Origin of the sequence: Helicobacter sp. 11S02629-2 (assembly GCF_002272875.1) — a bacterium.
GTDB lineage: Bacteria > Campylobacterota > Campylobacteria > Campylobacterales > Helicobacteraceae > Helicobacter_I.
This window is the reverse complement of record NZ_MLAN01000001.1, coordinates 254403-274726: the sequence shown is the minus strand read 5'-3', so window position 1 is coordinate 274726 and position 20324 is coordinate 254403. Positions and strand designations below refer to the sequence as shown.

13 protein-coding genes and 2 tRNA genes are annotated in these 20324 nt (G+C 35.8%); 5 read left to right on the top strand and 10 right to left on the bottom strand.

The annotated features are described in order from the left end of the window. Both trpS and BKH40_RS08675 read left to right on the top strand, forming a co-directional pair. A complete protein-coding gene (gene trpS / locus BKH40_RS01145) occupies positions 1 to 981 on the top strand; it encodes a tryptophan--tRNA ligase (protein ID WP_095276073.1) in 981 nt (326 codons plus the stop codon). Between the two features lie 12 nt (positions 982 to 993). Next, complete coding sequence (locus tag BKH40_RS08675; RefSeq protein ID WP_172402339.1) at positions 994 to 1170, top strand: hypothetical protein; 177 nt, start codon at positions 994 to 996, stop codon at positions 1168 to 1170. A 549-nt stretch (positions 1171 to 1719) separates the two neighbouring features. Here the strand turns inward: BKH40_RS08675 and BKH40_RS01140 are convergent. The 4 genes from BKH40_RS01140 to folK form a co-directional block, all read right to left on the bottom strand. Further along, the gene (locus BKH40_RS01140) at positions 1720 to 3078 is read right to left on the bottom strand and encodes an FAD-dependent oxidoreductase (protein WP_095276071.1); all 1359 of its coding nucleotides are present in this window, start codon (positions 3076 to 3078) and stop codon (positions 1720 to 1722) included. A gap of 430 nt (positions 3079 to 3508) precedes the next feature. Continuing rightward, positions 3509 to 5011 carry a sodium/proline symporter PutP gene (putP, locus tag BKH40_RS01135; protein WP_095276069.1) on the bottom strand — a complete coding sequence of 501 codons (1503 nt, stop codon included), beginning with the start codon at positions 5009 to 5011 and terminating at the stop codon, positions 3509 to 3511. 343 nt (positions 5012 to 5354) lie between these two features. After that, a complete protein-coding gene (flhF, locus tag BKH40_RS01130) occupies positions 5355 to 6833 on the bottom strand; it encodes a flagellar biosynthesis protein FlhF (protein WP_095276068.1) in 1479 nt (492 codons plus the stop codon). Continuing rightward, positions 6830 to 7300 carry a 2-amino-4-hydroxy-6-hydroxymethyldihydropteridine diphosphokinase gene (gene folK / locus BKH40_RS01125; RefSeq protein ID WP_095276066.1) on the bottom strand — a complete coding sequence of 157 codons (471 nt, stop codon included), beginning with the start codon at positions 7298 to 7300 and terminating at the stop codon, positions 6830 to 6832. The genes flhF and folK overlap by 4 nt, the downstream gene beginning before the upstream one ends. A 334-nt stretch (positions 7301 to 7634) precedes the next feature. Here folK and BKH40_RS09000 point away from each other — a divergent pair, with 334 nt between their 5' ends. Together BKH40_RS09000 and BKH40_RS01115 are read left to right on the top strand one after the other, a co-directional pair. Next, a complete protein-coding gene (locus BKH40_RS09000; RefSeq protein WP_095276064.1) occupies positions 7635 to 8924 on the top strand; it encodes a methyl-accepting chemotaxis protein in 1290 nt (429 codons plus the stop codon). A gap of 1290 nt (positions 8925 to 10214) precedes the next feature. Beyond that, positions 10215 to 10988, top strand: coding sequence for an outer membrane beta-barrel protein (locus tag BKH40_RS01115; protein ID WP_095276062.1), 774 nt, complete (start codon positions 10215 to 10217; stop codon positions 10986 to 10988). A 332-nt stretch (positions 10989 to 11320) separates the two neighbouring features. Here the strand turns inward: BKH40_RS01115 and BKH40_RS01110 are convergent, their stop codons facing one another. Together BKH40_RS01110 and BKH40_RS01105 are read right to left on the bottom strand one after the other, a co-directional pair. Then, on the bottom strand, positions 11321 to 11827 hold the full coding sequence (locus tag BKH40_RS01110; RefSeq protein WP_095276060.1) for a hypothetical protein: 507 nt from the start codon (positions 11825 to 11827) through the stop codon (positions 11321 to 11323). 31 nt (positions 11828 to 11858) lie between these two features. Then, positions 11859 to 13163, bottom strand: coding sequence for a hypothetical protein (locus BKH40_RS01105; RefSeq protein ID WP_095276058.1), 1305 nt, complete (start codon positions 13161 to 13163; stop codon positions 11859 to 11861). A gap of 696 nt (positions 13164 to 13859) precedes the next feature. On the opposite strand from BKH40_RS01105, the gene BKH40_RS01100 reads away from it, so the two are divergent. Continuing rightward, positions 13860 to 15152, top strand: a complete 1293-nt coding sequence (locus BKH40_RS01100) for an MFS transporter (protein ID WP_095276056.1) — start codon at positions 13860 to 13862, stop codon at positions 15150 to 15152. Positions 15153 to 16221: 1069 nt separating this feature from the next. On the opposite strand, the gene rho is transcribed toward BKH40_RS01100, so the two are convergent. From rho to hypF, 4 genes are all read right to left on the bottom strand, one after another. Next, a complete protein-coding gene (gene rho, locus BKH40_RS01095) occupies positions 16222 to 17460 on the bottom strand; it encodes a transcription termination factor Rho (protein ID WP_257842471.1) in 1239 nt (412 codons plus the stop codon). A 233-nt stretch (positions 17461 to 17693) separates the two neighbouring features. Continuing rightward, positions 17694 to 17770, bottom strand: a tRNA-Met gene (locus BKH40_RS01090). Positions 17771 to 17781: 11 nt separating this feature from the next. Then, positions 17782 to 17856, bottom strand: a tRNA-Gln gene (locus BKH40_RS01085). Positions 17857 to 17934: 78 nt separating this feature from the next. After that, positions 17935 to 20262 carry a carbamoyltransferase HypF gene (gene hypF / locus BKH40_RS01080; protein ID WP_095276052.1) on the bottom strand — a complete coding sequence of 776 codons (2328 nt, stop codon included), beginning with the start codon at positions 20260 to 20262 and terminating at the stop codon, positions 17935 to 17937. Positions 20263 to 20324: the final 62 nt, after the last annotated feature.

Sequence of the window (20324 nt, the reverse complement as noted above, 5' to 3'; positions counted from 1 at the left end):
GTGAAAAAACAAAGAGTATTTTCAGGTATACAGCCAACAGGGGATATACACTTAGGTAACTACCTTGGAGCTATAAAAAACTGGGTTAGCAACCAAGACTTATATGACAATATCTACTGCATCGTTAATAGTCACGCTATAACTATCTATCAAGACCCAAAAGTCTTAAAAACTAAAACCTTTGAGCTTTGTGCTATGCTGCTTGCTTGTGGGATAGATACTAAAAAATCAAAGCTTTTTATACAAAGTGAGATAGATGCCCACCCAGCCCTTGCGTGGATACTAGACTGCAATATACCTATGGGTGAGATGAACCGCATGACGCAGTTTAAAGATAAGTCTGCTAAAAACCCAAAAGATATAAACGTAGGGCTTTTTAACTATCCAGCACTCATGGCTGCTGATATCTTGCTTTATGATACTGACCTTGTGCCAGTTGGCGAAGACCAAAAGCAGCACTTAGAGCTTGCAAGAAACGTGGCACAGAGGTTTAATGAGAGATATGGGGAGTGCTTTAAGGTGCCAAGTCCTATGATTCCAAAAGTGGCAGCTAGGGTTATGGCACTAGATGACCCAACTTCTAAGATGAGCAAGTCTAGTGCTTCTAAGTACAACTCTATCTCGCTTTTAGATAGTAATGATGACATAGTTAAAAAGATAAAAAAGGCCACTACTGATGATAAAGGGTTTTTAGCCTTTGATGAAACTCGCCCCGGCGTTTATAACCTCTTATGCATATATGAGGCTTTAAGTGAGGAGAAAAGAGAAGATATCGTTGGTAAGTTTCCAAACTATGGTAAATTTAAGGAAGCTTTAAGTGAAAAGATTATAGATAGACTACTGCCGATCAGAGAAGAATATTTCAGACTGATAAACGATAAGGCTTACTTAGAAAAAGTGCTTTATCACTCCAAGTCTGAAGTAGAAAGCATCGCTAATGAAACTTATAAACGAGCTAAGGCGTTGGTAGGCTTAATTTAAAAAGGAGACAGCATGGATGAGATTATAAAAGAGGACATTCTTTTGTCTATAGCCCAGATTCAAGATAACTTAGATGAGTTAGAAAGCCATTTTGATAAGGTTGATAACAGAAATGTAGAGGCTTTTAAAGCTATGATAGAAGAGATAAGGATGCATCTTGAGACCTTACAAGAGTTCCAAGATGAGTAGTTTGTCTTAGTATCTTTAAGTAGGCTTAGCTTTTTCTTATGCTTTGATATTAGAAGTAAGCTAGGCTTAGGCTTTTATAATCTTTTATAATCTTTTATAATCTTTTATAATCTTTTATAATCTTTTATAATCTTTTATAATCTTTTATAATCTTTTATAATCTTTTATAATCTTTTATAATCTTTTATAATCTTTTATAATCTTTTATAATCTTTTATAATCTTTTATAATCTTTTATAATCTTTTATAATCTTTTATAATCTTTTATAATCTTTTATAATCTTTTATAATCTTTTATAATCTTTCATTTTTACAATAATCAATTTTTACTTTTAATATTTTTTATATAAGTCATCAATACTAACTTGTGCAGTTATCGTGGCGTAGTAGATATTTTTAGATTCTAGAAATTTATAGAATCTAAAAATATATGATTGCAGTAACTTGTTGTACAAGTCTTGCGATGATGTAAATTAAAGATTAGCACATCGACACTACGTGTCTTTGTGTAATGGCAAGTTTGGATTCTATTAGAGAATCTAAGCTTTTTTAAAGATAAAGTGGTCTTAATGCATAGTATATAGCTTCTGCTACTGAAGGGTGGGTATAGCCTAAGTTGTAGAGATCGCGAAGCTTAATCTTATCACTAACTGCTAGGGCAAGGGTGTTTATAACTAAGCTTGCATCTTTTAGCACAAGATGGGCACCCAGTAATCTGTCATCTTCTTCATCTATAAGTAGTTTTACTAAGCCAACTTCTGGAGTTTGTTCAGCGTGAAGGCGAGGGAGATTCATCCCGCTAACTTTTAGCACTCTATAAGGTACACCTTCTTTTTTAAGTCTTTCTTCGCTTTTACCAACGCTTGCGATATCTACTCCAACATATACTGACGAAGGGATGTGGTCTACTTTTACTACGTCTACTTGCTTGCCCATGATGTGTTCATAGATAGTGTCAGCATGCTTATAAGAAACTGAAGAAAGGGGCTTTTTGCCAGTTACATCACCCATGGCGTAGATGTGAGGTTTTGAAGTTTGATTAGCATCATTAATCTTAATGTTGCCTCTTTCATCTATGTCAACTATGCCCTGTGCTAGCTCGCTGTTTGGGCGTCTGCCAACTGCAGCCATAAACTTATCAGCCACTACTTTTTCTTTTTTGCCTTCAACTTCTATCTCTAGGCTAAAGTCTGTATCAAAGCGTAAAAACTTGATGCCTGTTCTAACGCTTACTTTTAGCTCACCCATGCTTTTTTGTATCTCTTCAGCTACGTCTCTATCAAAGGCTGGGAAAGGGATGGGTGCAAACTCAAGCATAGTTACATTAGCACCCATAGCAGCAAAGTAGTAAGCAAACTCTAGTGAGATGATACCGCTTCCTATGATGACTAGCTTTTTAGGAAGGATGTCTGTTTTTAGTGCGTCAGTTGAATATATAAGCATGCCTTTTTGGGTAAGTAAGTCCGCATTTTCTATATTAAAGGTGTTGTTTCTACCGCCTGTTGCTATGACTATCTTGTCTGCTGCTAACTTTTCACCTTCTATATCAAGCGTGTAGTCATCTACAAACTTAGCACTTTTACCTTTATAAAGGTCTACTTTTGCACCCTCTAAAGCTTTGGCTATAGAGCCATTTAGTGTTTTTGAGATGCGTGCTGCGTTGCTTGCGACTGTTTTGATGTTTAGAAGTGATTCCCCTGTCTCTACGCCGTATTTGTGTAAGTTCTTACAAGCATATCTTGCAGATGTTATAAGGCTTTTAGTTGGTATACAGCCTACATTTACACAAGTTCCTCCAAGCTCAGCCTTTTCTACTAGTGCTACTTTTTTACCTTTTGATCCTAGTTGAACCGCTAAAGAGTAGCCACCTGGCCCAGCTCCGATTATCGCTACGTCATATTTTTTCATTATTGTAACTCCAAAGTTAGTTTATGGCGCAATGATAATTACTTTGTGAGAATATTGTGTCAATAAGATGCATTTTTATTAAAAATAATCAATAAAAATCCATCACTTATATTTATGTAACAAGTTTTAATATATAAAATAATATTTATTACCAAAAGTAGTATTAAGTAACATAAAAACTAAGACTAAAGTACTAAGCAAAGCACTTATAGCTTATATTTGATACTAAAAGTAAATATATGTTAGTTAAGTGATGTAAAAAGGTAAGATTAGGGCTTAGATTTTAATTGTGTTAGTATTAGGTTTGGTGACATTTATATATTAGTGCATATAGTAAAAAAGATTTGATGTAGTAAGCTTGTATGTGCTTAGTTTTAAAAATAAGCACATGTATTTTATATCTCTTAAGATGCTTTGCTATAAAAGTTTTTTACACTTTATATACTTTTGTTTCAGCAACCATTTCATCATAAGATTCTATAACTTTTGGATTAGGCTTTTGTAGGTAGCTAACTACTATGATGGCAATACTTGCTAGCACGAAGCCCGGAACTATCTCATAGATATTAAGATACTGGTAGGTAAAGTTTTTATGTATAACAACTACTACTGCACCTACTATCATGCCAGCTATAGCTCCACCTGTAGTCATACGCCTCCAAAAAAGTGAGAAAAACACCACACTTCCAAAGCTTGCTCCAAAGCCAGCCCACGCATAAGCTACAACTGAAAGTATGCTAGAGTTTTTATCAACTGATAAGAAAAAGGCTACTACTGCAACTATTAAAACGCCTATTCTACTTACTATCATAACACTTCTTGGACTTGCATCTTTTTTTAGAATCTTTTTATAAAAATCTTCAGCTATGCTAGAAGAGCTGACTAAAAGCTGACTGCTTGCAGTACTCATGATAGCAGCTAGAAGGGCTGAAAGTAGTATACCTGTGATCCATGGGTTAAAAAGAAGTTGAGACATAACTATAAAAACTTTTTCTGGGTCATGCATATCAAGGTTGAACTTTAGCACATAAGCAAAGCCTAAAAGTCCAACCAAACAAGCACCTATAAGGCTTAGAACCATCCAGCCTATGCCAATAGTTGTAGCCTTAGGTATATCTCTAACATGTCTTATAGACATAAATCTAACTATAATGTGAGGCTGTCCAAAGTAGCCAAGCCCCCAAGCAAGAGAGGAGATAACGCCTATAACTGTGACGCCATGCGTAAAAGAGAGGTGGTTTACACTATGCTTTGTGTCGTAGTTTATGATAATGTCAAAGGCAGCTTTTACTCCTCCTAGATGATAAAGTAAAACTATAGGCAAAACTACAAGGGCTAAAAACATCAAAAGCCCTTGTACAAGGTCTGTCCAAGAAACTGCCATATAGCCACCAAAGAAAGTATAAAGCACTATGACTAAAGCACCTATAACAAGTGCATAGTTGTAGTTTAGATGGAAGGTTCCTTCAAAAAGTTTAGCACCACCTATAAGACCACTTGAGATATAGATAGTAAAAAAGACTAGTATGACTATAGCTGAGATTATCCTTAAAGCGTGGCTTTTATCGTGGAATCTACTAGCAAAATAATCAGGCACAGTTAAAGAATCTGTAACAACACCAGTGAAAATCCTAAGCCTTTTAGCCACTAAGCTCCAGTTTAAAAACGCCCCTATGCTTAGACCTATGGCTATCCAAGCGTCCACAACTCCTGTTGCATATAAAGCACCCGGTAAGCCCATAAGTAGCCAGCTACTCATATCAGAAGCCCCAGCTGAAAGTGCACTTACAGTTGGCCCCATATCGCGCCCACCTAAAAAGAAATCAGTTGCATTAGAAGTCTTTTTCCAGAAGTAAAATCCTATACCCAACATAACTAATATATAAATACCAAAAGTAGCAAAAATGGCAAAGCTTACGCGAACAGTTTCCATAAAGATAAATCCTTGAAGGGTTATGAGTTAAAGCAATTAGCAAAAGTGCTAAGAATGCTTCAGTCTATCAATTAGAGTCTTAAAAGGGAAGTTTTAGGACTGATATTATTAATAAAACTTACTATTTGTATAGAAAAGATACATTTTAGAATGTATAGCTTTAGCTAGCAGCAAGTCAAATACCTAAAAGCCTAGATATGTAGCTTTTTAGAGTACAAAACTTTACAATAAAGCCTATTGTCTATTTTTTTGTATTAAAAATACACATTTATAAAAGCTTAGTGTATATAAATGTGCTTTTAGATTCCAAGTAAAGTAGCCCTTTGTTTTTAAAAACTAAAGGCTACTTATTGGGGTTTACAAAGCCATCTAGTATCCAGTCTGCAAGGGCTTCATTACTAGCTACTATTAAGTCAACTGGCACTTCTTGACCTATGGAAAAGTAGCTTATAGGCTTTTTGGTTTCATAAGCAAGGGAGAAGATATTACCTAAAGTTTTGCTTTCATCTATCTTGCTAAATATTAGTGTGTCTATATTTAAGATATTAAAAGCATCATAGATATCACGTAAGTCTTCAAGCTTAGTAGTAGCACTCATGACTAGGTGTATGCTTATCTTGTAGTCATTTTGCAAAAAGTTTTTTATCTGGGCAATTTTTTCACTATCGTTTTGTGAGTGACCTGCAGTATCTATTAAGATATAGTCGCAGTGACGTAGTGAATCTAGGGCTTTTAAAAAGTCCTCACTTGCCATGACCATCTGTATACTTATCCTCATCCTATCAGCATACCACTGAAGTTGCTCCAAGGCACCTATCCTATAGCTATCAAGCGTTATGATTCCAACTTTAGCTTTTTTCTCTAGTGAAAAGCGTGCTGCAAGCTTTGCTAGGGCTGTGGTTTTACCAACTCCAGTAGGGCCAACTAGCATGATTATCTTTTTAGTCATGTCCTTACTTTCTGGACGACAAAGTATCATCTTTCTTAGGACTTCTCTAAAGTAGCGTTTTATAGTTAGGGAGTTTTCTCTCATCTTTAAAGGCATCAAATCAAGACTAAGCTTCATGATGGAATCTAGATGTGCTTTAGCTATACCGCTATTTTTAGTTATGCGATAGATCTCAGCAAACTCGTGGGGTATCTGTAGATTCTCATCATTAGGTCCGCTAGCTTCCCAGACCATATTTTGTATAAGCTTCATTTTGTCATTTAGCTTATCAAGCTCAAGTTTTATACTTCTTACTTCTTCCACTCCTGCAAAGTTAGTAGAAGCAGTCTTTGCCATCTGCCTTTCTTGGATCTTAGAATCTATCCTATCGTTTAAAGTCTTTTCAGTAAGACTTCTTTCAATAAGGCTTTTTTCACTAAGGTCTTGGTTCATAGACTTAATGCCGGGCTTATAAGTTATATCTTTATTGCCTAAAGTTTCATTTTTTATAAGTCCTTCTTGACCGCTTATCTCTGATATCTCCCTTACTGCATTACTTAGCATAAGGCTAACGCTATCATCTGAGAAGATCTCCATCTTCTTTTGAAGCTTTTTACGCTCTATCTCTTTTTGCACTATAGCGTCAAGTCTTTCTTGCATGGAGTTTGTTTTTTTGATCTGATTAGATTGTGCTTCTTTGATTTGGGGCTCAGCCTTTGGTGTTTTCTCGCTTTCATCTCTAACTGCGACTACTACTTCATAAAGACCCGGAGAGTTTAAAGTCTGCTTTCTTATCTCTTTGTTTTCAACGACTAAGGCTTCATCTCCATGGTCTGCTTGGGCTTTTTTAAGGGCTTCATTTGGTGTGCTGCCGCCATATGTGTAAAGTTTCATTGTTTCCTACCTAGTTGAGCATAAAGTGGTACTAATACGCTTTTGCGTGATAAAAGCCCTGCGTGAGGAAGGGTTAGATGTGGTAGTTTAAGGCGTAAGTTATTAAAAAGTAGTAAGTCTATATCTAGTGTTCTTGGGGCATTTTTATAAGGTCTAATCCTAGGTCTTTTAAAAAACCTTTCAAGATAGAAGATGAGACTAAAGACTGATCTTAGAGTTAAGTTAGTGCTAAATATAAGGGTTGTGTTATAAAAGTCTGGCTGGTTTGTAACTCCAAAGGCTTTGTTTTTATATATGAAAGAAGTTGAGTGTATAAGTAAATTTTTATTTTGCTTTAACTTTAAAAATAGGGCATTAAGTGTGCGTACTGGATGACTTATATTTGCTCCAAGACCTAGCGTTACTAGATTTTTAAGAATCCTCTTATCTTTTGAGACGTATGGAAAGTTTTTAGAATGCAATATCAACTTTTTCTCCTAACGAAAAACTACCAAAGCCCCTAAACTGGACTGAAAGGCTAGGCTTTCATATTTTATAGCCTGCTTTAGGACTTTTAAGTCATAAGGGTGATTATAACTTATATTTTTTATGTTGTTTGGATTCTTGGGGTTCTTATAGCTTTGTGAAGCTTTAAGTTTGACTTAATTTTAATTTTACATATCTTGATCTTTTTAGTGTATAAAAAAGATAGTAGAATAAAAATGTGAGTTTTTGTTGATACTTTTTAACATGACTAGTTTAGTAGTTATGTTAGAGATGATTGATTTCATGTAAATTAAATACATAACAAAAGGTAATATAGTGTTTTCTAAGAAAAATGACAAAATAAAGCTTGAGCTAGAAAGTGAACTACAAAAAGTAAAAGAGGAGCTAAGCTACTATAAGCAGCTAAGCACTAGCTTTTCTTCAGAGGTAGTTATAGGTAAGAAGGGGGAGGATGTAGTTTTTGAAAACGACAACGCCAAAGCCTTGCCACATGTGAGATCACTTTCAAAGCTTTTAGATCCAAAAAGTACTTATATAGAGTTTGAAAAAACTTTTTATATGGTTAAGTATCAGCAGTTTGATGGTATAGATACTTACTCCTTGCAGGCAACTAAGCTAGTAGATATAAAAGAAGGTATGGACTTATTTAAAAACCATACTAAGAGTTTATTTAGCGGGCTTACTAGCTCACAAAATGCTTTTATAAAGGTGCTAGATACACTAAAAAGTGCTACTAGTAGCTCTTTTGAACTAGCTAAAAACTCTACTACTGGGCTAGATCATACAGTCTCTACCTTATCTAATGTAAATACATTGTATGAAAAGATGCAGCAGATGGAAAACTTGGCTAATAACTTGCACTCAAGAAGTGATGAGATAACAAGCGTTATATCTTTGATAGATGATGTAGCTGAACAAACTAACCTTTTAGCACTTAATGCAGCCATAGAAGCAGCAAGGGCAGGGGAGCATGGACGTGGCTTTGCAGTTGTAGCAGATGAAGTAAGAAAGCTTGCTGAGCGAACTCAAAAAGCTACAAAAGATGTATCTATAGTGGTTAAAGCTATGCAGCAAGAAACTAATGAGATACAAAGTAGTGCAAAAGATACTAGTGCTGTTACTAATGAAGTAAAAGATGGCATAGATAGTTTAGAAAAGCTTATCCACTCTATAAACTCCAAAGCAGCTTTTATGAAGCTTACTTTATATAAGGTTTATAACCTTATCTTTTGCTCCCTTGCCAAACTTGATCACTACATATATAAGGGTAACTTCTATAATCTAGTCTTTGATCCAAAAAGTGACTTTAAGATAGTCGACCACAAAGGCTGTAGGCTAGGTAAGTGGTACTTTGAAGGTGATGGCTTTAAGTACTTTAATCACACTCAAGGTTATAAGAATCTTGATATATATCATAAAGATGTGCATGCAGTAGCCAATAGTGTAGCTAGCGATATAGTTAATAACAATCTAAAAAGTAAGGCTGCATTAGATGCAGATATAAGTCAGATGGAGCGTGCTTCAGAGGGTGTGCAACACGAGATGGATAATATGCTTCAAGAAAAAAATTCCGAGATAGATGATCTTATAAAAAATATAAAGTAGCGTTTATATCTAGTGTTTGCTTGCTAAAGCAAGCAACTTTAAGAGGGTTTAGAAAAAGACAACTTAAAACTAGGCTTGCTATAAGGACTTTTAAAAAGTGCCCTTACTAGTTTTAAGCTTTTTTATTTAGTCTTAGTATAATTTAGTACAAGTTAGTAAAATAACTAGTATAATTATGACCGAGACATTCGTCGTCTTTTTCATTAAGCATCACCTCCTTCCTTTATGGAACGAGATCACACCTAAGAGGTTGCGACCCTCTTAGGGCAACCTCTACTTTTATTATAACAAACCCATATTTTTACTTTTTTACTTTTTTAAAGGCAAGATTAACCCCTCGCGCGTTTTATACTTATAGAATCAAGACAATATAAAAAGTATCAACTTTAAGAAACTAGATAAAAGCAAGGAAAAAAGGAAGAAGGAAAAAAGGAAAGCAAGCAAGCAACTTTAAGAGGGTTTAGAAAAAGACAGCTTAAAACTAGGCTTGCTATAAGGACTTTTAAAAAGTGCCCTTACTAGTTTTAAGCTTTTTTATTTAGTCTTAGTATAATTTAGTACAAGTTAATAAAATAACTAGTATAATTACGACTAAGATTTTGACGATCTTTTTCATTAGGCATCACCTCCTTCCTTTTTGGAACGAGATCACACCTAAGAGGCAGCCACCTCTTAGGGCAACCTCTACTTTTATTATAACAAATCCATATTTTTATTTTTTTGCGTGCTTTTTTAGATACATAATTACTTTGTCACGCGTTTTATACTTATAGAATCAAGACAATATAAAAAGTGTTAGCTTTGAGGAACTAGACTAAAATAAGGAAGGCGAGCAAGCAACTTTAAGAGGATGGAAAAAGACAACTTAAAACTAGGCTTGCTATAAGGACTTTTAAAAAGTGCCCTTACTAGTTTTAAGCTTTTTTATTTAGTCTTAGTATAATTTAGTACAAGTTAGTAAAATAACTAGTATAATTATGACCAAGACGCTGTATGTCTTTTTCATAGGCTGACCTCCTTTCAAAGGTCACACCTAAGAGGTTGCGACCCTCTTAGGGCAACCTCTACTTTTATTATAACAAACCCATATTTTTACTTTTTTACTTTTTTAAAGGCAAGATAACCCCTCATGTGTTTTATACTCTTAATGCCAAGATAAAGCTAAGCTACGTTGTTAACTTTGTTAACTTTTCTTCATTTTTTTGATATGATCTCAAGTCGTATTTTCCAAATATTAGCTTTTATATATAGGCTAGATACAACGTATATTTTATTTTTAGGATTTATTAAATGAAACAAAAGACCTTACTAGGAATGCTTGGCTTGATAGTAGCTCTAAGTACTGCAAGTTTTGCAAAAGATGGTGTGTTTGTAGGCATTAACGCAGGACTAGTCAACTCACGTATAGATTATAAGAAAAAAACTAGTAGAAGTTTTTTCCCAGTAGACGCCCCGGGCTACTCAGTAGGACTAGATATAGGCTACACTCAAAGTTTTACCAAGATCATGGGCTTAAGATACTACGTAAGTTATAACTTCTCTCAAAGCTTTGGTGAAAAAAGTGCATTTACCCCCGATAATGGTTCAACAACTATGTACAACAATGGTGCTTTAATCCTAAACCACATGATACTTGCTAATGTCGACTACTTTATAAAACTTGATAGCATGTTTGAACTTTATGCTGGTTTTGGTCTAGGCTATAGCCACTTTACCGCTAACTTGCTTCAAGCCAAGGTAGACCCAAAAACAGGATATATCATTATGTCTACAAATTCAAGTTCTGAAGAAGCTTTTCCTAATGGCAAGCCAGATACCTACTTTAATGAAGGTGCTAGTTTTGTGCTACCTATAAATGTAGGTTTAAGTATAAATATCACAGAGCATCAAAGCTTAAGAATGGGGCTTAAGATACCTCTTATCGCTACAGATTTTGCAGCTATGGGTCTTAATATCCCACTACTTAGCCAAGCTGAAGCAGATATGATTGCACCTCCTAAGGGGGAGATTCAAGGAAGTATAAAAAACTTCATCGCACAAATTGGCTATAGCTATACTTTTTAATATCTAATTTGCCATGTTAGTTGGCATAGTCTAAGTATCAAGCAAAAAGACTTGTGTCGTTATGAAAGAGTATGTAAGCATAACTGAAGTGATCATGCATAAGTGATAGTGTAATGATTGCCACTTAGGCTATTACAAGCTATTGCAAGCTTGCAAATAACTTGTAATGGTTAAATTTATAGAATCTATAAAAGATGAAGATTTTAGTAAAAGGACTTGAAGTTATAAGCTAGCCCTAAAAGACTAACTTATAAGTGAAAATATAAAGAAGTTTAAAAGCCCTAGTTTAAAAAGTACCTTTAAAGACTAGATTCTAAAAGTGCTTTTAAAAACTAGTTATCTGGAGTTATCTTGTAGTTGATAGTTATCTCATCTCCTACTTTCATAGCCCCAAGCATGAACTTTGGAGGCACTATGCCAAAGTCAGTTATCTTAGTTTTAAAGCTACCTTCTATCTCTTTGTCAGTTGCTATCTTTGGCTGAGTGGAGATATCTACATCTTTGCCATTTAAATTAACAACGCCACTTAAAGTGTTAGTAGCTGGATCATAGCTTTTCATAACATAAGTTATAACAGATTCTGGAGTGACGTGCATAGCCTTATAAGCGTTTTTATCCATGCTTTTACCCTCAGTGCTTTTTAGCGTTTCAGCGACCATGGAGACTTCTAGCTTAGATGGTTTGCCTTCAGTGCCTTGCATGTTTACTTTTAACTCACTACTTTGCATCTTCCAGTCATGTAAGGTAGAAGTACCAAGCACTTCTACGTGCCCACCTGCAAAGGCGAAAGAGCCAACTAATATACTTGCAAATACTGCTTTTTTAAAAATACTACTCATTTTTACTCCTTGTAATCAAACCCCAAATCTATTAAAACGCTACGTTAGCAGTTAGCATAAAACCTTGGAAGTAAGCATAGCCTTTACTACTAGCTAAAGCACCACCAAAAGTTGATAGGTTTCTTTGTTGCCAGATGTACTCAGCCCTTGCCAATACACCTTTGTACATATACCAGCCAACTGAAACTTGAGCTTGATCTAGTTGTTGGTTTAGTGCTGTGCCTGCACGTCTACCGTTTAAGAAAGCTTTTTCATATCTTGCAGCGACATACATCTTATCATCCCAGAATCTTTGTGCTAGAGTAACTGAAACGTGGTTCATATAAGCATCGCCACCGCCAAATGATTGTCTACCATTTACTATTACATTATTGTAAGCACCGCTTGCAAACTCATAAACGCCAGTTAGCTCAGTACCTTTATACTTTAAGAAAAGTGAAGTGTTATAAGCACTCATGCTTCCAGTCCCTTTCATAGGATTCCAAGTACCTACGCCTGTAGCAGTATCACTCGCTCCATATACACCTCTTAAAGCACTACCTGCTAGAGAACTTGTGCCATTGAATAAGCCGTCAGCTGTATTAGGTGAAGCTTGGAAGTAGCCAGATTCTGAGATCCTTAGTCTAAAGTCTTCAGTTAGCTGACTATCATAGCCTAGTTTAAAGTAGCCAGCTAGGTTTGTTGAACCCGGAACTATAGTGTAGTTAACAGGGTTAACTAAACCTGTTGTAAGACCACCTAGTAAGAAGGCACCTTGATATCTAAGTAGTAGTTCACCAAATACTGCTTGTACATTGGATTCTACAGCTTGGTTTATAGTGAAGTAGCCTCTATAAGTGTTGGCGTTATCAGTTCTAGTGAATTGGTTATCACCAAAGTCTATGTCATTAACACCTACTTTTACAGTAACGTGTTTCATTATGGAATCTAAAAAGTCATTACCTATAAAGTCTAGACTTTCTATAGTGGCATATCCACCTTTTACATATGTTTCATGGTGGTGGTGGGAAGCAAGCCTAGTTTGTAGCACTACGTTAAAGCCACGAGCAAGTCTAGCGCTTATATCTAAGTTAGCAACTGGAAGAGAGAAACCTATCTTTTGAGGTGTTCTAACCCCCGGAGTAGTTCCATTATAGTTATCATTCATGTTTTGAACATAAAAAGACAAGTCTCCATGTACACCTATACTTGGACCTTCAAAAGGTGCGTCATCGTGAGGTGCTTCAAACTGGTTAAGCTGATAGTTTCTATCCTGCCAACTAAAAGCATACAAACTACTGCTTGCAACTATAGACAGACCACCTATCACTAGAGCCTTTTTCAACATACTTTTCATTTTAACTCCCTAAAATTTGAAAATGGTAATAGCCAACAAAGCCCGGATTTAAAAAATGGATTTAAAGCAAGTCTTAAATCAAGCTTTTGTGAAAAAATACTAACCAAATAAGAGGTTTTTGAGGTAGTGGCGTTTAGATTAGATCAACCAAAGAGTGGCTATTTAGTGTGTTTACAGAGTGTGTGAAGATAAATTCGCATTTATAATTATGATTTATATCAATAAAAACAAAAAAAAGAAAAAATATAACTTTACTTTTATGGAATCTTTAGCACCAAAGACTAAGCCTTGCTTGTGCGTCTTTGTAAGATTAGCTTTGTTTTGGCTTGATTTATATCAGAAGTTATAAAAGCATTAAACTTTTTTACTTTAAAACCTAACTTTATCAAGATAAAACTTTACATATCACCAAGCTTTTATCCTTTAAGTATACATAACGCTACAAAACTTCACAGTAGAGCTAACAAAGTGCTACTTTCACAATGAGATCCCATAGTATTTTTTACTATAAGTAACATAAAGATAAAAAATAGCATATAAAAAAATTACTTTCTACACAATCTTAAGTTTTTCTAAATCATAATGCGATTTGGAGTAGCGATAACTAACTGATATGGCTATCAAACTTAACTTTTTGAAATTTCAACATGAACGCATTTGGGCATTAATAGCATTAAAAACTATTAAAGGAAGAAAATGAGACAGATAGTAACTGAAGGCACGGCAAACGCCAGCCTAACAACAAAGCAAAGGATAAAGTCCATCTTTGCAGCAAGCTCAGGGAACTTAGTAGAGTGGTATGACTTTTATATATACGCCTTTGCCGCTGGCTACTTTATACACGACTTTAGCGGCTCAACTAACCCAACAGTAGCACTTATAGAGGCTTTTGCCATCTTTGCTTTAGGCTTTTTGATGAGGCCAATTGGCAGCTGGATCTTTGGATTTGTAGGTGATAGGATAGGGCGTAAGAAGTCTATGATCTACTCTATAGTTTTAATGGCTGTAAGCTCTATCATCATAGCTATAGTCCCTACAAAAAGCGTCATAGGCGACTGGGCTATGATAATCCTTCTCATAGCTAGGCTTTTGCAGGGTATAAGCGTAGGCGGAGAGTATGGGGTGGCTGCTACTTATATGTCTGAGACTGCTACTTCTGGGAAGCGGGCGTTTTACTCATCTTTTCAGTATGTGACTTTGATAGGCGGGCAGTTTGTAGCTGTGCTAACTGTGGTTATCTTAGAGCTTATATTTAGAGATGAGACTATAAGGGCTTGGGCGTGGAGACTGCTTTTTGCCTTTGGTGGGATCTTAGCCCTTCTTTCTTTGCTTATAAGAACTGGCATGCATGAAAGTGGCACTAAAGAGACTTTTGAACATAAAAGCAGTGGGTCTTTAAAAGCCGTATTTATAGACTGGAGATTTTTGCTTATATGCTTTATCATAGCAGGGGCTGGATCACTAGGCTTTTATACCTATACTATATATACAAAAACCTTTCTTATAGACTCAGTCCATATGAGTGAAACCCTATCTAATAGAATCATGCTTATAGCACTCTTTTGCTTGATGCTTTCTCAGCCGCTTTTTGGGATGCTTATAGATAAGATAGGTAGAAGAGTTTCCCTCTTTATCTTTACTGTCGCTTCGATAGTCTGTACTTGGCCTATGTACTACCTCTTACAAAACATAGGGGGTAATATCTATGGAACCTTCTTTATACTAATCTGGATGTATATCATCTTAAGCTTCTATGCGTCTATGGCTGGGGTTATAAAAGCTGAGCTTTTCCCTTCTCATATAAGAAGTCTTGGAACTGGTCTTGGGCATGCCCTAGGTAATGTTATCTTTGGTGGTACTGCTTCTATCATAGCTTTGGAGTTTAAGCATATACATATGCAAAGTGGATTCTACGTGTACTTTATCATCATCTTTGTCATCCTTCTTATAACTGCTTTCTTCTTCCCTAAAAAGACTTATCTAGACTAAAGGCTAGAGTTTTTCTGCAGCTTCTTATGAGGCTGCGCTATCTAGCTTGCAAGATTTTTTACTTAAATCTTTTTACTTAAATATGCGACTTAATTTTTTTATTAGATATTTATCACCTTGTCTTTGATGGTGGAAGTAAAGTGCGTGTATGTGGCATTTCACTTAAGTCTTGACACTAGTAAGGTGTAAGCCTGAGGTGGCAATCTTGCATATAAAAAAGCACGCAAAAAAGTAAAAATATGGGTTTGTTATAATAAAAGTAGAGGTTGCCCTAAGAGGGTTGCGACCTCTTAGGTGTGACCTTTGAAAGGAGGTCAGCCTATGAAAAAGATCGTCAAAATCTTAGTCGTAATTATACTAGTTATTTTATTAACTTGTACTAAATTATACTAAGACTAAATAAAAAAGCTTAAAACTAGTAAGGGCACTTTTTAAAAGTCCTTATAGCAAGCCTAGTTTTAAGCTGTCTTTTTCTACCCTCTTAAAGTTGCTTGCTTTCCTTTTTTCCTTCCTTCCCTCTTTCTTTCTTTCTTTTTTGCTTGCTTTTATCTAGTTTCTCAAAGTTAGCACTTTTTATATTGTCTTGATGCTAGAAGTACAAAACGCGTGATAAGGCAATCAAGCATCTAAAAAATACACCAAAAAGTAAAAATATGGATTTGTTATAATAAAAGTAGAGGTTACCCTAAGAGGGTGGAGCCTCTTAGGTGTGATCTCGTTCCATAAAGGAAGGAGGTGATGCTTAATGAAAAAGACGACGAATGTCTTGGTCATAATTATACTAGTTATTTTATTAACTTGTACTAAATTATACTAAGACTAAATAAAAAAGCTTAAAACTAGTAAGGGCACTTTTTAAAAGTCCTTATAGCAAGCCTAGTTTTAAGTTGTCTTTTTCTAAACCCTCTTAAAGTTGCTTGCTTGCTTTCCTTCTTTTAGTTTAGTTTTTTAAAGCTAGCACTTTTTGTATTGTCTTGATATTATGAGGTAGTGCGGCGTGATGTTTTCTTGCCGCTTTTATAGTAGGAGTTAATAAAGCTTATGGCGTGCTTAAAGTTAACTAGCAATGCTAGTTCATAGCATTTAAAAACTCATCATTATTTTTAGTATCTTTTAGTTTTGAGTAGATAAAGGTTAGGGCTTCTATATCATCCATTTGCTGCATAGTGTTTCTTAAAACCCACACTTTGCTAAGCTTTTCTTCTCCAAGCAGTAAGTTATCTTTTCTAGTTCCTGACTTTAAGATATCAAAGGCTGGGTAGATACGCCTATCAGCGATGTTTCTAGCTAGGACTATCTCAGAGTTACCAGTACCTTTAAACTCTTCAAATATAACTTCATCCATCCTAGATCCTGTCTCTATAAGCGCTGTAGCTATGATAGTTAGAGAGCCGCCATTTTCTATATTACGCGCGGCACCAAAAAAGCGTTTTGGCTTATGAAGTGCATTTGCGTCAACCCCACCACTTAAAACCTTACCGCTTGAAGGAGTTACTGCATTATAAGCCCTAGCAAGACGAGTGATAGAATCTAAAAGTATGACTACGTCTTTACCAAGCTCTATACGTCTTTTTGCACGTTCTATGACTATCTCTGCCATGCGTATATGGTTACTTGAAGGCATGTCAAAAGTGGAGGCAAAAACTTGCCCCTTAACGCTTCGCTGCATGTCTGAAACTTCTTCAGGTCTTTCATCAACTAGCAAGACCATTAACTCAACTTCTGGGTGATTATAAGAGATTCCATGTGCTAGCTCTTTCATAAGCTCAGTCTTTCCAGTTCTAGGAGGGGCGACTATTAGTGCTCTTTGCCCTTTCCCTATAGGAGTAAAAAGATCTAGCATGCGGCCTGTAACTTTTTTGTTGTTGTACTCTAGTTTTAGTTGTTCGGTTGGAAAGACTGGAGTTAAGTTTTCAAAAAGAGGGCGAGACTTTATCTCTTCAAAGCTTACGTTATTAATACCTTCTATCTTTAAAAGGGCGTAGTATTTTTCCTGATCTTTTGGTGCACGTACTTGACCGGTTATGATGTCACCGTTTCTAAGTGCGAACTTTTGAATCTGGCTTTGACTTACATAGGTGTCATGCTGTGTGTCTGAAAACTTCTCATCCATACTTCTTAAAAAGCCATGACTGTCATTTACTATCTCTAAGATTCCAGAGATAAGGATGTATCCGCCTTGTGAGACTTGGATTTTAAGTATTTCAAATATTAAGTCTTGCCTTAAGAACTCATGTGGATTTTGTACGCCTAGATTTTGAGCTATCTCTACTAAAGTTGAAAGTGGTTTTATCTTTAAGTCTTCCATCCTGTAGGCATTAACTGGAGTGTGGGTACGTTTCTCTTTGATCTCTTTTTTGTGTTTTGTGTCGTTGTTTTTCTCTTCTTGATTTTGTTTTGCAACTACTTTTTCATTCATAAAAACCCTTCTGAATTAGTACATGTTGTGGAATCGTAAAATCTCCATACCTTTAGGAATAATAATATTAAATTTGGTAGAAAAATATTTATGCTCAATAAGACTAAATTTAAAGTAAGAATTGGTTGCGGAGAATGGATTTGAACCACTGACCTTTGGGTTATGAGCCCAACGAGCTACCTGACTGCTCTACTCCGCGATAAAATAAAATGGCTGGGATAAAAGGATTCGAACCTCTGAATGCCTGGACCAAAACCAGGTGCCTTACCGCTTGGCGATATCCCAACAATGATCATATTTCGTGTTTGAAAGTTGAATACTACCTTATTAAAAACTAAAAGTCAAGAAACATAACTTTGAAAACTAAACCTCATCCAACAAGGCTGCATATCCTGCCTGCCCTAGGCTTATAGAGTAGTCTCCACTTGGAAGAAAAGGGAAAAAGACCTCTAGTTTATTAGCCTTAAACACTCTTTCTATCTTTTCACAAAGCAGCATATTTAAAAATACTCCCCCGCCAAAGCTTGCCTTTTTCGCGCCTAAAAGCAGTGTGATTTGCAAAGCTATATCAGCTAAGGTATCTAAAAATCTATTAGCGATAAAGCAAGTAGACTTAGAATCTAACTCTAGCAAGATAGCTTCAAACATCAGCTTTAAGTCTATCTCATCATCATTTATATTATAAGGATAGGGATGATGCATAAAAGTATCACTTTTCTTAGCTAGGTCTGAAAGAAGCGTGCCACTTTGCCCTTCATACTCAAGCGTTTTGATAAGCCCTAACATAAAAGCGACTACATCAAAGATCCTGCCAACTGAGCTAGTTTCTATTAGGTTAAGCTTTTTAGAAAACATAGAATCTAAAATATCACTATGTTTAAATTGCAACTTGCCACTAGTTTTAACACCTAAGCTTTTAAGCATAAAAAAAGCAGTCTTTGAAGCATCTTTTATACTGCTTTCAGCACGACTTATATAAAAGTACTTAAAGTGAAAAAGCCTTTTTATATCACAGACTTTATTTAGCTGTCCTAAAAAGACTTCTCCACCCCAAAGCTTAAGGTCTACTCCCAACCCACTGCCATCCCAGATAAAAGCCAGCAGGGCTTCATCTAAGCGCGCCTTAGATTCTAAAGCTAGGGCTATAAAGTGGGCGTGGTGGTGGTAAACCTCTAAAAGAGTAGTGTTAGTATCACAAGCTAAAAGCTTAGCAAGGCGGGTGCTTTCATAGCTAGGATTAGCATCACAAACTAGCACGCTAGGCTTGCCAAAGACTTTATAAAAGTGCACAAAAGTAGCTTTTAAATGCTCTATATTATCTAAGCTATCTAGGTTAGAAATATATGGTGAGATGATACACTCACTTCCTTTTAGAAAAGTAAGTGAGGTCTTAGAGTGTGCCCCAAGGGCACATATAAGCACTTTAGATTCTATAACTAGCTTCATGTTAAAAGGGGCAAGCCCCCTGCTAAACCTAACCCCACGCACAAAACTCCCACCACTTGAGACTATACTATCATCCAAAGACTGCTTAATCTCTCTATCATAAGAGATGATACTATCAACTTCTAAGCCCTCTAACTCAGCCACATTTTTAGCTATATGTGCCCCTTTTTTATTTGCCGAAGTAAAGCAAAGCACAAAGTCTTTAGGAAGGGCTTTAAAAAGTAAGTCTAAGTGGGCACTAAAAGGCCTAGTGATAGCTAGACTAAAAGTAGGTGAGATCTCTTTAAGGCTTGCTTTTAAGGCTAGGGCTAAGTTTTTTGTATCTTTTAGCAATGGTGCTATTATCATGGGTGAGACTTGACTTAAAAGCATATGCCTTAACTTTAGGTCTAAAACTACTAGCTTGTCTATAGTGCAAACTTCTGCCATCAAGGCTATAGGCTTAGTTTGTCGGTGTTTTAGCGCTCTTAGTTTGCGTACAGATTCTATATTGCTAGCATCACAGATTAAAGCATAGCCACTTAGTCCTTTGAAGGCTAGAATCTTGCCTTGTGTTAAAAGAGTGCTGGCGTGCTTTAAGATAAAAAGTGCATTTTTAGATTCTAGTTTAGTAGATTTTATATTATTAGATTCTATGCTTTTAGATTCCTGCTTGCTAGCTTTTAGGCTAACTCCACAGTTTTCACAGCTTATAAGCTCAGCGTGAAAGCGTCTATCACTTGGGTTTTCATACTCATTTTTACAAGCTTTACAAAGCACAAACTTACTCATAGTAGTAGAGTTTCTATCATAAGGCAAGGAGTTTATAAGGCTATATCTTGGCCCACATTTTGCACAAGCTATAAAGGCATAGTTAAAAAAGCGAGAATTGGGGTTAACAAGGTCTGCCATGCAGTCTTTGCAAGTAGCTAGGTCTAGTGGAAGAGTTAGGCTAGGAGAAGTATCTTTGGTGCTTTTTAGTATCTTAAAGCCTTCCCAAAAGTAAGCACTTTGTGGCTCTAAAAGCTTAGTGTTTAAAAAAAGCATTTTAGTGCTAACTTCTAAAACCTTAAAGTTTTTGCAAACTAGTTTTATAAAGGCATTAGAGTTAAGCATAAAAGTTCTAGAATCTAAAAGCACGCTAGCCTCAAGCCCTACATTTTTAACATAGCCTTTAAGCCCTAAAGTAAGGGCTAGGTTAAAAACAAAAGGTCGAAAGCCTACACCTTGCACGCTTCCTTTAAAGCTTATAAGATAAGCCCTCATAAGATAGATAGCACTTACTTTGCTTATAACTAGCCTCCAGTTTTGTTAGCAATCTTTGTGAG

Excerpts from the sequence above, each read along its gene's own strand:
- BKH40_RS08675 (WP_172402339.1), top strand. The coding sequence starts at position 994 with ATGGATGAGATTATAAAAGAGGACATTCTTTTGTCTATAGCCCAGATT.
- BKH40_RS01140 (WP_095276071.1), bottom strand. The coding sequence starts at position 3,078 with ATGAAAAAATATGACGTAGCGATAATCGGAGCTGGGCCAGGTGGCTAC.
- putP (WP_095276069.1), bottom strand. The coding sequence starts at position 5,011 with ATGGAAACTGTTCGCGTAAGCTTTGCCATTTTTGCTACTTTTGGTATT.
- flhF (WP_095276068.1), bottom strand. The coding sequence starts at position 6,833 with ATGAAACTTTACACATATGGCGGCAGCACACCAAATGAAGCCCTTAAA.
- BKH40_RS01115 (WP_095276062.1), top strand. The coding sequence starts at position 10,215 with ATGAAACAAAAGACCTTACTAGGAATGCTTGGCTTGATAGTAGCTCTA.
- BKH40_RS01110 (WP_095276060.1), bottom strand. The coding sequence starts at position 11,827 with ATGAGTAGTATTTTTAAAAAAGCAGTATTTGCAAGTATATTAGTTGGC.
- BKH40_RS01105 (WP_095276058.1), bottom strand. The coding sequence starts at position 13,163 with ATGAAAAGTATGTTGAAAAAGGCTCTAGTGATAGGTGGTCTGTCTATA.
- BKH40_RS01100 (WP_095276056.1), top strand. The coding sequence starts at position 13,860 with ATGAGACAGATAGTAACTGAAGGCACGGCAAACGCCAGCCTAACAACA.
- rho (WP_257842471.1), bottom strand. The coding sequence starts at position 17,460 with ATGGAAGACTTAAAGATAAAACCACTTTCAACTTTAGTAGAGATAGCT.
- hypF (WP_095276052.1), bottom strand. The coding sequence starts at position 20,262 with ATGAGGGCTTATCTTATAAGCTTTAAAGGAAGCGTGCAAGGTGTAGGC.